The 13,932-nt window shown below is 41.9% G+C and carries 11 protein-coding genes; 5 read left to right on the top strand and 6 right to left on the bottom strand.

Annotation, left to right across the window (positions count from 1 at the left end; translation table 11 throughout):
* Positions 1-181: 181 nt before the first annotated feature.
* The 5 genes from IPZ60_RS09535 to sohB all read right to left on the bottom strand — a co-directional run bounded on the left by IPZ60_RS09535 (position 182) and on the right by sohB (position 6,288).
* Positions 182-1,054 carry an SDR family oxidoreductase gene (locus IPZ60_RS09535; RefSeq protein WP_194197554.1) on the bottom strand — a complete coding sequence of 291 codons (873 nt, stop codon included), beginning with the start codon at positions 1,052-1,054 and terminating at the stop codon, positions 182-184.
* A gap of 353 nt (positions 1,055-1,407) precedes the next feature.
* Entirely contained in the window at positions 1,408-2,172 is a 765-nt protein-coding gene (locus tag IPZ60_RS09530; RefSeq protein WP_194197553.1) for a histidine phosphatase family protein, read from the bottom strand.
* A gap of 48 nt (positions 2,173-2,220) precedes the next feature.
* Positions 2,221-3,465 (bottom strand): phosphotransferase family protein, encoded by a 1,245-nt coding sequence (locus IPZ60_RS09525; protein WP_194197552.1) that lies wholly within the window; start codon positions 3,463-3,465, stop codon positions 2,221-2,223.
* A 229-nt stretch (positions 3,466-3,694) separates the two neighbouring features.
* Positions 3,695-4,945: an acyl-CoA dehydrogenase family protein gene (locus IPZ60_RS09520; RefSeq protein WP_227669324.1), complete on the bottom strand. Its 1,251-nt coding sequence runs from the start codon at positions 4,943-4,945 to the stop codon at positions 3,695-3,697.
* A gap of 362 nt (positions 4,946-5,307) precedes the next feature.
* Positions 5,308-6,288, bottom strand: a complete 981-nt coding sequence (sohB, locus tag IPZ60_RS09515) for a protease SohB (protein WP_194197550.1) — start codon at positions 6,286-6,288, stop codon at positions 5,308-5,310.
* A gap of 379 nt (positions 6,289-6,667) precedes the next feature.
* Here sohB and aspS point away from each other — a divergent pair, with 379 nt between their 5' ends.
* The 4 genes from aspS to IPZ60_RS09495 all read left to right on the top strand — a co-directional run bounded on the left by aspS (position 6,668) and on the right by IPZ60_RS09495 (position 11,405).
* Positions 6,668-8,494, top strand: a complete 1,827-nt coding sequence (gene aspS / locus IPZ60_RS09510; protein ID WP_194197549.1) for an aspartate--tRNA ligase — start codon at positions 6,668-6,670, stop codon at positions 8,492-8,494.
* Between the two features lie 68 nt (positions 8,495-8,562).
* Complete coding sequence (locus tag IPZ60_RS09505) at positions 8,563-9,528, top strand: lysophospholipid acyltransferase family protein (protein WP_194197548.1); 966 nt, start codon at positions 8,563-8,565, stop codon at positions 9,526-9,528.
* 213 nt (positions 9,529-9,741) lie between these two features.
* Positions 9,742-10,458: a glycosyltransferase gene (locus IPZ60_RS09500; RefSeq protein ID WP_370463029.1), complete on the top strand. Its 717-nt coding sequence runs from the start codon at positions 9,742-9,744 to the stop codon at positions 10,456-10,458.
* A gap of 89 nt (positions 10,459-10,547) precedes the next feature.
* The gene (locus IPZ60_RS09495) at positions 10,548-11,405 is read left to right on the top strand and encodes a hypothetical protein (RefSeq protein WP_194197547.1); all 858 of its coding nucleotides are present in this window, start codon (positions 10,548-10,550) and stop codon (positions 11,403-11,405) included.
* A gap of 54 nt (positions 11,406-11,459) precedes the next feature.
* Here IPZ60_RS09495 and IPZ60_RS09490 read toward each other — a convergent pair whose 3' ends face one another.
* Positions 11,460-12,581 (bottom strand): glycosyltransferase, encoded by a 1,122-nt coding sequence (locus IPZ60_RS09490; RefSeq protein WP_194197546.1) that lies wholly within the window; start codon positions 12,579-12,581, stop codon positions 11,460-11,462.
* A 309-nt stretch (positions 12,582-12,890) separates the two neighbouring features.
* Between IPZ60_RS09490 and IPZ60_RS09485 the strand changes: the two genes are divergently transcribed.
* Entirely contained in the window at positions 12,891-13,898 is a 1,008-nt protein-coding gene (locus IPZ60_RS09485; protein WP_194197545.1) for a Stealth CR1 domain-containing protein, read from the top strand.
* Positions 13,899-13,932: the final 34 nt, after the last annotated feature.

The raw sequence follows: 13,932 nt of genomic DNA, 5'->3' as shown, positions 1-13,932 counted from the left end.
TTACTTTAGGGCGTGTCATCAATTAGATTGTGAGGCTTAAAATGAGAAAGATTACAGATAAACAAGGAATAAATTGCCGTTAATATGAACATATTGGCAAAATTACTGACGATGTTTAGCAAAATTTAGCCATTTTAAGGCCACTAAATGTATTAATGTGCTAATTGATGACATGCCCTAGCTATTTGTTTACCTTATTAATTACCTGTAGTGGCATATGCTTCATTGCCTGTCCCACGATCGACCATGGCAGACTTGGTACACAAGCTTCGTCAACACCAGCTTCAATCGCCGCAACGATTGCCTTGGTACCTGTATCGGAGTCTACTTCGAATGGCAATGGCTTCGCATTTTCATTGATTTCAGTGCGAATATAACCTGGGTAAATAGTAGAAACCTTGATAGGTAATTTAGTTAATAGCATATCAGCACGAATGCCTTCTGCTAAGTGCGCCAAGCCAGCTTTACTAGCACCATAGGCTGTCAAATGCTTGGGCATTCCACGAATGGCTGACATGCTTGATATAACCACTAGATGGCCACTACTCTGCGCCCGAAAAATATTCATGGCAGCTTCACATTGCGCCAATGCTGAGATAAAGTTAATCTCAACCGTGCGGCGGTTCGTCTCAAAACGACCTTTACCAATCCGGCGGCTTTCGCCAATACCTGCATTCACAACCACTTTATCGATATGACCAAAATCAGTCGCGAATGCATCAAACACCTCAAAGATCGCATCGTAGTCACTGACATCTAAAGCTCGGTATTCAACACGGATATTCGGATACTCCGCTACTAGTTCTGACTGTAAACTCTCTAAGCGATCGATACGACGAGCACATATCGCAAGGTTGTAACCAAGCTTAGCAAACAGTTTGGCCATCCCTTCACCCAAACCTGAACTCGCACCCGTGATAAGCACGGTTTTATCATGTCCAACCTGCTGCTTATTTAATTTTCGTAAATAACGTGATGGCTGAACGGCACCGATTATCTCATCTTTACGTTGTTTAGCGCTTTTAGTGACTAAATTTATCAATCTATTTTGCATGGACAGTCCTTTTCATATCGACATGAGATCAAAACAATAATCTATCATATCGCAAATTTATAGGTTGATTTTGTCAGTGATCAAAATAAATTCATAGTATTCAATAATTATGATGGCTGCCTGTCCTTATTTTGAAAATGGTGCTGAAAATGAAATAAATTGCAGCCAAACAAGTAGTACAGATAATATCGAAATATTTGCAAGCTACTTGACGCAGTTTGGCAAAGATTTAGCCCATTTAAAGTTTAATGTTCATATTGAGGACACGCCCTAGTCCTAATTCTATAAAGAGCCGCTACCTATTTTAAGCAACCGCCTCACTCCACCTTTATCTCTATTTATTCGTTGCTAACCTACCGCCACGTCACAAAAGAATTGCCATCAGAAAATAAATGACTATATTCATTGAGTGACATTAAGCGAGTACTTTGATCTTTGAATGTGACCGAGGTTACCCCAGTATTGACCAAGCTTTTATTCAGTTGATAGGCAGTCTGACTGCCTTGCTTTAGCAGCTGTGCAGTGATAGCTGCAATGACACCGCCTGAAGTGAATACCAACACAGTACTGTCACGACTTAATCCTAAGTTTGCTACTTGTGCGCGCACCTGTTCAAGCGCTTGCTGTGCACGGTTATTAAACTGTGGCCAACTCTCAATATAGTCCTGATCGTTATCGCCACCATGCCAGCGCTGCATTGCCTGATCAAATAGCTCAGCTAAACGCGTGGCTGGTACCTCTGATTTAGCCACCTCAGCCGTAATCGCACCTTTATTGATAAAGTCAGGATCAGATTTAATAAATACGTCTTTGTGATTAAACTCATCAAATTGCGGCAGAATATAACTATCTGGCTCATTTATATTCATGATAGGCAACACAGGCATACCATTGCTCTCATTAGAAGAAATAGACAGTTGATAGCGTGCCAAAAAGTGCCGTGCAGAGTCTTGTTGCCTTACCAAACTGCCAGTAAATATCGCATCGATACGGCGCTGTGTGGCTGCATAATGCTGACCTAACATTTGCGCCTGAATACCACCTAGCTCTGAGAGTTGATCATAGTTCTCTTGCCCAAAAGACGCTTGACCATGACGTGCTAAAAGTATGGTTGTCATAAATTATTACCTTTTATCATATTTGCTAAAGTACGGTTTTCTGAATGCTTAAGCTCCAGGAGAATGAGGTGCTTTTGCAAAATAACCTTTCGGTAAAATACTTTTGACAACTTGCTGAACAGTGCTTGGTAACTGCTCAATAGCAGCAGCATCTACGCCTATGTCTTCTAAATGTGGCTGAACGTGTGCACTGAATAGTGCTTCACCTTCGTATTGCGCAATTAGTTTCAAACATTTAGCATGCATCACGTGTATGGCAAGCCACGCATTTTTGAAGGCGGCATTGGTCGTTTGCTTGTGGTAATAACGATAATAAATCTGCTGAATAATACCTGACAAGCGGAACAAGCCGAATACTTCATAGAAAGTCCAGTTGTCTATTTCCAATCCAGATTTCTCTAGATAATAAGCAACCACTTCATCACGTGTCATCATGCCTTCTAAATGGGTGGGCTGACGACGGAACTGCTGCATCACGACATTGTCATCTTCTTCAATCCAATAAGCCAATGCACTACCCAAATCCATCAATGGATCACCAAGCGTTGCCATCTCCCAGTCAAGAACGCCGATGACTTTGGTGGGGTCAGCCACATCAAGTATCACATTGTCGAAACGCCAATCATTATGAATAATACAGGTTTTGCTATCAGCAGGTGTGTGCTTGGCAAGCCATTCTCTGACTAGCGCAAAGCTAGGTACATTGGGGGTTTTCGCTTTGACATAACGCTTATCCCAACCACTCACCTGACGCGCACAATAGCCATCGCCTCGACCCAAATTCACCAAATCAGGGTGCTCGGTATAATCTATTTGATGTAGCTCAACCAAGGCATCTAGGACATTTGTACAAAGTAGACGAGTCTGCTCCGGATCTAGGTCGATACCCTCTGGCAATTCTGCACGAGGGATAATGCCCTCCATACGCTCCATCACATAGAAATCAGCGCCGATGACAGCTTCATCTGTACATAGCGCGATCATCTCAGGTACGTAGGGATAAGCATCTTTTAATGCCTTTTGAACGGTATATTCACGCACCATGTCATGCGCAGATTTTGCTTTGGTACCTTTTGGTGGACGACGTAAGATTAGATCTTGGTTTTTGTCTTCACCTTCATACTGTAAGCGATAGGTCCAGTTTGATGCGCCACCTGAGAATTGAGTGACGGTAGGCTCGCCTACTACATCGACACCTTGGCTTCGAAGCCACTCACTAACTGCTTGGGCATCGAGCTCTTCACCTTCGCGTACGGCACCGCCTTGGTCTAGTACTTTATTATCAGTTGCCATGAGACATTCCTTATCATGTGGTCTTTTATTTTTATAACAAATATACGAGCTAGTCCTCAAATCAATTGATAATCATCTAACTGGGTTAAGAACGAGGACTCACTCTAGTGATGAAAAATTCACTACTAAGTTGTTAATAGTGAATTTTCAATTAGCATTGAGATTGGCTTATTTTTAATAAAAGTTGCGTAAGTAAATTATGATTAACTCACACGACTATTTATTAACATTAAGCTTTGTCAGTTTTAGTCGAACGACTAAAGCCCTGACGTTTTAGTTCTAGTTTGGCAATCATGGTTTTATGTACTTCATCAGGACCATCAGCTAAACGTAGCACACGTGCTTGCGAGTAGAAGTTCGGTAGCAACGTGTCTTGACAGACGCCCATACCACCATGAATCTGAATCGCCATATCGACGACTTCTTGTAATACAGTTGGCGCCACGACTTTGATAGCAGAGATTTCAGTCAATGCTGCTTTGGTGCCGTGCGCATCCATCTTCTGTGCAGCATATAAGGTCATCAAACGAGCTTGATCAATTTTAATACGAGCTTCGGCGATACGCTCAAAGTTACCGCCTAATTCTAGTAATGGCTTACCAAAAGCAGTACGTGACATGCCACGCTTAACAGCCAGTTCTAGAGATTTTTCAGCAGCGCCAATACAACGCATGCAGTGATGAATACGACCTGGCCCTAGACGCCCTTGTGCAATCTCAAAGCCCTTACCTGGTCCACCAATAAAGTGACTGACTGGCACGCGTACATTTTCAAAGCTAATCTCGCCATGCCCATGTGGTGCATCATAATCGCCGAACACTTTAAGCATACGTTTGATGTTCACACCCGCTGTTTTGACTGGTACAAGCACCATCGAATGTTGATGATGACGGTCTGCGCTCTCATCAGCGGTATATGCCATGACAATTAGAATATCAACCGCAGGATCGCCAAGACCAGACGACCACCATTTGCTACCGTTTATGACAATCTCATCGCCATCGACTACAGCGGTTGCTTGCATATTGGTTGCATCGCTTGATGCCACATCAGGCTCAGTCATGCAGAATACAGAGCGCGTCTTACCTTCTAGGATTGGTGTCAGCCACTTGTCTTGCTGCTCTTGGGTACCGTAGCGCCACAATAGCTCCATATTACCGCTGTCAGGCGCATTACAGTTGAATACATGGGGCGCAAGCAAACTGCGACCCGTTAACTCTGCGATAGGCGCGTAATCAGTTACCGAAAGCCCTGCACCTAACGTTTCATCAGGCAAGAATAAATTCCACAAGCCAGCCTCACGCGCCTGTTTACGTAGACTTTCATAGGCTTCAGGCCACTCCCAGTTTTCCCAATTACCATCAGGGTTTTTCTTATGACAATCTTCCCAAAATTGCGCTTCGATTGGCTCAATGTGCGTTTCAATGAACGCTTTGACTTTGGCATGCATGCCTTGACCATGTTCTGTTGCGGTAAACATTAAATTATCGTTAGACATAAATGACTTCCTTTTCTTTATTGATTGTCTAAATCAAGTGTTGATAAAAAGCTCCATGAGAACCTTATAGTCGATACAATTTGAAAGTAGTACAAGGCAACCGAGTGAAGATATATATGTGATACTTCAAGCGAGGTTAATGCAGTAATACTTTTATAGTGGAATGACTATAGTGCACGTACGTATACTGTTTTCTGTATGCTACATTTATAACACAGCAATTATCAATAAACAGCAAAAAGGCGCGACCAGCTAGGCCACGCCTTTTACAAAATACAAACAATGTACAAATATTTGTTTATCCTAAAAAAATCATCTATCGAATATCATGATGATATTTAAAGCTATTTTAGGATATTCAAACGGCTGTTAAGATCGAAACGTGCGAGCACATCAGGCATTTTATCGACTGCTATACTTAACGTTGCCTCAGCTGCTTGCGCCAATCCTAGCTTTTCAGCGAGTGTTGGTTTTTGACGTGAATGTAGTGCGTACACTTCATTGTCTTCCATGCGCTCTAAAATATAGCTGTCTGATGTTTGCAAGCTATCAATCAAATTAAGTTTTAGCGCATCTTCGCCATACCAGTGCTCTCCAGTGGCCACTTTTGCCACATCGAGTGTTGGACGGTAGTTATTGACGAAGTGTTTGAATAGCTCATGCGTCTGCTCTAATTCTTCTTGATATTTGGCACGATCTTCAGCATCGTTTTCACCAAACACAGTAACTGTGCGCTTGTAATCACCCGCAGTAAACATCTCATAATCTACATCATGATTTTTTAGCCACTTATGGAAGTTTGGCAATTGTGCGACTACACCGATTGAGCCAATAATAGCAAATGGTGCTGCCACTACCTTATCTGCGACACAAGCCATCATATAGCCGCCGCTCGCTGCGACCTTATCAACACAGACAGTTAGCTTTAGACCTGCATCTTTTAAGCGAACCAATTGAGCTGCGGCCAAACCATAACCATGCACCACACCACCACCCGACTCAAGGCGCACGACGACTTCATCGCCTTTTTTTGCCGTGCTGATAAGCGTGCTGATTTCTTCGCGTAGATGCTTAACCGCTGTTGCTTTGATATCACCATCAAAATCAAGGACAAAAACTTGTGCTTTATCATCAGCATGTTTTTTCTTATTTTTGGTTTTTACCTTTAGCGCCTGCTTGGCTTTCTTAGCCATCGTTTTTTTGAACTGCTTAAGCGCCGCTTTACCTTGCGTGGCTTCCATTAAGTCTTCACGGCGTTGCTCTTGGTTTTTGTTTAGATGAATGACGCGCAATTCAACAGGGTTTTTAGCAGGATGAAAAAGCATGAACAGTATTCCTTACATGATTAAGATAACTTTAATAAGATCAATAGCAATAGGATCAATAGAATTTTATAAGTGAGCTTGATATAGGCACAGTCACTCATGTTTTCAAGCAAAATGACAATTTTTAACCCAATGCAAATGTTTGGGCACGAATACATCCGATACCGAGGTATTCCTATACTTCGATTGGACTCAGCTGGTTGTATAACAAGGGCAGATTAGGCATAATACGCGTTTACATTAAATTTTCTGCAGTCGACGTGATGACCATTTGTCTTAATCGCGTTATTTGTGCGTTTTTTTAGCGAATAGCTTGAATCGCGCAGTAATGGCTGCATTATTGTATTTCGAATTGGGCTGACAACTGGATAACTATATTATGACGCATAGCGAATACCGAGACGAATATTGCGGAGCTGTAACTGAAAGCTTAATTGATCAAACCATTAGTGTCGTAGGCTGGGTACATCGTCGTCGCGATCACGGTGGCGTGATTTTTTTAGATATGCGTGACCGCGCTGGTATCTTGCAGGTAGTCGTCGATCCTGATACGCCAGAAGCTTTTGCTACTGCTGATGCGGTACGTCCTGAATATGTGCTAAAAATCACTGGTCGTGTACGTCGCCGTTATGAAGGCACTGAAAACGCTACTATGACCAGTGGTCAAATCGAGCTACTAGGCAAAGAGATTGAAGTACTGGCCAAATCTGAAACGCCACCATTCCCATTGAATGATGAAAAGACTACCGTATCAGAAGACTTGCGTCTTAAATATCGCTATCTTGATATGCGCCGTCCACAAATGCAAGAGCGCATGGTATTTCGTGCCAAAGCGACGTCAACGATTCGTCGTTATTTAGATGATCATGGTTTCTTAGATGTTGAGACGCCTATTCTGACTCGTGCGACGCCAGAAGGTGCGCGTGATTATCTAGTACCATCACGTACGCGTCCAGGTAACTTCTTTGCATTGCCACAGTCACCACAGCTGTTTAAACAGCTATTGATGGTCTCAGGTTTTGACCGTTATTATCAAATCGCTAAATGCTTCCGTGATGAAGATTTACGTGCTGATCGTCAGCCTGAATTTACTCAGGTGGATATCGAAACTTCTTTCTTAAACGAAGAAGAAATCATGAACATCAACGAAGGCCTTATCAAGCATTTGTTTAAGACCATGATGGACGTTGAGTTCGAGCAGTTTCCTCGTATGACTTATGCAGAGGCTATGCGTGATTATGCATCAGACAAGCCTGACTTACGTATTCCACTAAAACTGGTCGACGTTGCAGATTTGATGAAAGATGTCGACTTCAAAGTGTTCGCAGGTCCTGCTAACGATCCTAAAGGTCGTGTGGCTGCCCTACGTATCCCTGGTGGCGCTTCATTAAGCCGTAAGCAAATCGACGCTTACACCAAGTTCGTTGGTATTTATGGTGCACGTGGTTTGGCTTACATCAAAGTCAATGACGCTAGCAGCATCAACAACGGTGTGGACAAAGAGTCTGGCCTACAGTCTCCAATCATCAAAAACATGACTGATGATGTGCTTGTCAGCCTGATCGAGCGTACTGCTGCAGAAGATGGCGATATCATCTTCTTTGGTGCGGACAAAGCCAGTGTTGTGAACGATGCAATCGGTGCATTACGTCAAAAAATCGGTCTAGACCTTGAAATGACTACCTGCCAGTGGGCGCCACTTTGGGTCACTGACTTTCCAATGTTTGAACAGACTGACGATGGCCGCTGGACATCAATGCATCATCCATTTACTAAGCCTAAAGGCTCGGTCGATGAGCTGAAAAACAACCCAGAAGCTGCCCTATCTATCGCTTATGACATGGTATTGAACGGTACAGAAGTTGGCGGTGGTAGCTTACGTATCAATACTTACGATATGCAGCAAGCCGTACTTGACGCTTTAGGTATCGGCGAGCAAGAGGCTGAAGACAAGTTTGGCTTCTTACTTGATGCATTGAAGTTCGGTGCACCGCCCCATGGTGGCTTAGCATTTGGTTTGGATCGTTTGATTATGCTCATGGTAGGTGCTGACTCTATCCGTGACGTGATTGCCTTCCCAAAAACCAAAACTGCTGAGTGCCCATTAACGCAAGCACCTGCTGGCGTTGATAGCAAACAACTGCGTGAACTTGGTATCCGTGTGCGTGAAAAAGCACAGGCTGACACCAATCAACCTGCACAGTAAATAGTTAAGATAATGTTTAGTTCTTTGATATATAACTGGTTACGTGATTTATCACCGTGTGAATGGTCATGAATCCGTATCATATTTTCAAAATCGTGCCATTGTCTGTATTGCAGATGCTGGCACGTTTTGTTGCGTGGGTTATTATAAAGATACCCAGCTTAAGTATTATGCGTACTGTCAGTACCAATATGGCGCTGATTGCCCCTGATTTATCTACTACGCAAAAACAAGCCTTAACCAAAGAAATTATTTATCATCAGTGTTTAACTAGCATTGAATCTATTAAGAGTTGGGCGATGCCTCCTGAGTGGAGTATCGCTCAAATTTGTGATGTCCACAATAAAGACATCTTATTAGAAGGACTGGCTAGTCCTAACGGCATGCTAGCAATCGTCCCACATCTCGGTACATGGGAGATGATGAATGCTTGGCTCAACCAATTTGGTTCGCCGACCATCATGTATAAGCCTGTTAAAGGTAATATTACCAATGACTTTGTCTTGCACGGTCGTTCACGGCTCAATGCCACTTTGGTCCCTACTGATGGTAGCGGCGTCAAAGCTGTCTTTAAAACCCTTAAGCAAGGTGGTTTTAGTATTGTGCTTCCTGATCATGTACCAGACCCATCGGGCGGTGTGGTTGTACCTTTTTTTGGGGTAGAAACACTGACCAGTACGCTGGCCTCAAAACTCGCTAGCAAAACCAAATGTGCGCTAGTCGGTATATCGTGTATTCGCCGTGAAGACGGCCGTGGGTTTGATATCTATTGTTATAAGCTCGATGACCCAGCACTTTATGACCGTAATGCCGAAACTGCTGCTCATGCGCTGAATCAAGCCATGCAACAGATGATTGAGAGCAAATGTAGTCATTACATGTGGGGCTATCGACGCTTTAAACGTATTCCCACATTGGGAAATCCTTATAATGCCAGTGAAGAAAACTTGGCAAAATTTATTCATCATAATAAGCAATCTATCCATCACGATCGTAACGCTAGTGATACGGTAAAATCCAATAGCCATGAGTAATAACCGTACAATCAGTTAAGCGTTTAGAGAGGTTGTGAATCGTAGTCGTGCTAATATTGGCTAAATTTTTTATTTTTATACCCTTTATTTTATTAACTATTTTTTTATTGACATCAATATGAGTGCATTATGGCAACTGACGTAACGAATACCTCATCGACAGACCAAACGAAAGCAAAGCTCAACATTGCTGATCAGCGTTATGTTATCTGTATGAAATGGGGTGATAAATACGGTCCTGAATATGTCAACCGCCTCTATAATATGGTCAGCCGCCACCTTACCTTAGACTTTCAAATGGTCTGCCTCACCGATGATAGTACGGGCATTGATCCTGCTATTACTTGCCACCCTATCCCAGAGATGGATCTACCAGCGGGTCCTGAGCGTGGTTGGAAAAAGCTCACAACGTTTAAACCAGAGCTGTATAAACTCAAAGGCGTTGCGCTGTTTTTAGACATCGATATTGTGATTGTCGATAATATCGATGCTTTTTTCACTTATGAAGCTGCGCATAGAGACAGTGTAGTGATTATTCGTGATTGGAAAAAGCCATGGCGGATGATTGGTAATAGTTCCGTGTATCGCTTTAACATTGGTATGGGCACTTATCCTGATTTGCTTGCAAATTTTGAACGTAACTTCGACACCATTCGTCAGCAAGTACGCCACGAGCAAGCTTATCTATCCAACTATTTGCGTGAGCATCATCATTTAGAGTATTGGGATAAAACTTGGTGTGTCAGCTTCAAATATCAATGCATTGCCCCTATTCCATTCAATTTCGTGCGTACACCTACTCTGCCTGATAACGCAAAAATTGTTATCTTCCATGGGGAGATCAATCCGCCAGATGCCATCAACGGTAGTGGCGGCAAATGGTATCGTCATGTGAAGCCAAGCCCTTGGCTTAAAGATTATTGGAAATAAACGTTTAGCGATATTTAAATGCTTTACAGATAATTTGAAGGTGATGCGGTACGATATAAGACAGGCGAAGTCAACTACTGGAAAATAGTATGGCGCTATATTTGAGATTACCTGCTACTGCTGGGTTCAATATTGATAATGAGCTCATCGTTATCAATGCCTTTAATGCCAATGAACCAGAGCAAAGCCTGCATGGAAAAGAGGTTAGCATTATTGCCTCAGGTCCATCTATACAGCAGATGCCGTTATCTGAGCTATTAGATGCACCTGTTATTTTCGTCAACGGCAGCATCAGCCTTACTGGGCAGCATCACTTTTCCGATATCGTTGGTTATGTCATTAGTGACGCACGCTTTATCAATCATCAGCCTGAGATTTTACGGCAGTACTATACTGGCCAACCTCTATATGCGACGCTAGCCGTCTTTGAAGCGATGGCAACGGCACATCCTGATATCATGCGAACTTACCATCATGCCATGCGTGTGCTGTATCCAGTAGACAGACCATGGGGCGTAAAATCAAATAAGCTGTCTTTTAGTAAGCTTATTTTTAAGAAAAAACGACTAAATAAAAGAATGCCTTTATCATACTTTATAAATAATCCAAACTTTATTATTGACGGTAATTATAAAGCGGCTGATATTGGCGTATCTCTTAATATTACTCATGGATTTGTAGAAGCAGGTACGGTCGCTTATGTAGCTGCCCAGTTGGCTTTTTCACGTCAGGTTACTAGCATCCATCTCTACGGTATTGACTTACTCAACAGCAAACAACCACGGTTTTATGAACATAAAAACAATAGTGCGCCAAGTATGCTTAGTAACGTTATGAATGAGCGCATTGTGCCTTCATTTAACTTATTAGGCAGAACTTATCAATCGTATGGCGTTCCTGTCATTAATCATTCTCCTGTCTCCAAATCATTATTTAACACTTTCTGATTAATGACGTTTAATTGAGCGCTTCTACTCAAAGACTCCTAATACTCATTGACTCTAATTTTTATCCAAACTTAGCACAGATCCAAATGCTAAGTACTGATATGCAATATTTTTAGGCAAGAGTTGGTGGTTAAGCGGTACTATATAACGTGTAAGATTGTCTATTGCATAATCAATAAGCATGGCCAATCCATCAATATCACCGACAGCTATCAAGCTTTTGGTAGGTAACAGCTCTCTTGGACCAAAGGGACAATCGGTACTAATTACTGGTACTCCCAAAGCTTGCGCTTCTATGATGACATAGCCAAAACCCTCAAACTTAGAGGTTAGTACCATCAATGCTGCTGAGGCAATCAGCGGATAAGGGTTGATCTGAAAACCTAGAAATTTAACGCAATCGCTAATATCAAGTTGAAAAGCTAACTGTTTAATTTCTGCTTCAAGCCTACCTTTACCCACCAGCACCAATGGCAACTTCCGCTTTGATTTGGCATAAGCCTGTAGCAAGTCTCGATGACCTTTCATACTGTCAAATGAGGCTACATGGATAATATACCCTTTATCTATTAAGCCAAACTGTTCGATACGTGGTCTCTGTGCCGCGTTGCTACTGATGCTAGCAGCATCACAGGGGTTGTAGATTGTCGTGGTTTTGGTAATCTGGCCAATCAGGGATATTAAATCTTGCCGTGCCCCTTCACTCACACAACTACAAGCATGCGTGCCATAGACCATTTTTAGATGATTAATAGTCTGTACTGGAGCCTCTAATAACTGATGCTGAAACTGCTTAGATAGCGCCGTATGTACTACATTCACAATATTTGGTAACTGGCTATATGCCATAATCCAGTTTATTTTATAGATGTTAGCGAGTATTAAATCTGGCGTCCCTATTCGGCTAAACACATAATGATCGATACGCCTAGCGACTGTCTCATAAGCCTTGGATTGCGTGGATGTTGGCTCAATATTTTGCTCAGAGAATACCTCAGCATATGGCACTATATGATAGTGAACACGAGAATCTAATAGCATGTCCTGCGTCTCTTCCAAGCATAGTATATGAACACGATAGCCCATCACTGCATAAGCGCTTGCCAATGTGGTAACCATACGCTCAGCACCCCGACCTTCAAGCGCCTTTAAAATAAATAGAATAATAGGTGGCATTAATGTCTCAGCTTAATTACATAGAGATATAGATATAACAGATCTGTCAAATAAGTGTATCAGTAGTCATAATTATTGCAGCGTTCTGAGTTTATATGCTAGTCTCACCTACCTTTAAGCCACTGTTTTGACTTATTGAAGTATAAGCGTGATTTGGTTATCCGCCCATAGTAAAATCGTGATCAATCTTTATTGTATAAGTCAGTTAAACCTTGCCAATAGTAATGGCCGTAAATCTTATAGCTAAACTGATGTGGCTATGAACAATATTAGCGTATAAAAACGTGTTCACAAAAAATAGGATCAGTCATGAAGCAGCCTGACGAGAAAACTTTAGACGTTGTCATTGCTTGGGTAGATGGCGCAGACCCCATTCTCAAACAAAAAAGAGAACGTTATAAATCAGGGAAAACAGTGGCTTCAGATGCTATAACGGCCACTCGTTTCGCTAGTGACGATGAGATATACTATAATGTCGCTTCTATCATCAAATATGTGCCTTTTTGTCGCCACATATATATTGTCACGGACCAACAACAACCAGCATTCATCGATGAATTTGCTAAGCAAAATATATGTTCTGTGGACAAAATACGTATTGTCGATCATAAAGAGATATTCTCGGGTTATGAGGAGTTTTTACCGACATTTAATACCCGATCGATTGAGTCGATGATATGGAATATTAAAGAACTGTCTGATTATTTTATCTATATGAATGATGATTTCTTTTTTAATCAGCCAGTGACGATAGATGACTTTTTGGATGGTGACAATCTTATCATTCATGGCCAATGGCGCAAAAGTGCAGCTGTAAATGCTAAGCTAAATTTTCGAAAATCTCGCTTTAAATTATTTGGAACGCCGATACAGCCAAGACATACTGTAGCGCAAATGTTGAGTGCTAAAATAATTGGTATGGATCAGTTTTTTGAGATTCATCATTATCCTCATATTGTCGACAGAAATATTTTAAAGACCCATTTGTTAAGTCATCCTCAGTTGTTGACAGAACAAATAAAATACAAGTTCAGAGATGTTGCCCAAGTGAACCCTATAACCTTGATGAATCATCTGAAAATTCAAAAAGATGAAGCGAAGTTAAAACCCAACACCTCTATCAACTATCTGAAGAATGACAGTAGCGTAGAGAACTTTATCATTGACTTAGAAGACAAAACTATTAAATATGGCTGTATTCAAAGTTTGGATCTTCTTGCACCAGATTTACAAAAAAGAGTCAGCCAAGCCATGAAGTATAAACTCGGGGCTTATCTACCCACCTCTGTGGCTACAAGCACCAGCGAGCAAACCTAAACTAATCTAGCCCAAGCTTGAACTATTACCATCA

Source organism: Psychrobacter sp. NG25 (assembly GCF_015234355.1).
GTDB lineage: Bacteria > Pseudomonadota > Gammaproteobacteria > Pseudomonadales > Moraxellaceae > Psychrobacter.
Note: the sequence above shows the minus strand (reverse complement) of the source record. Positions and strands in the feature narration are given on the sequence as shown.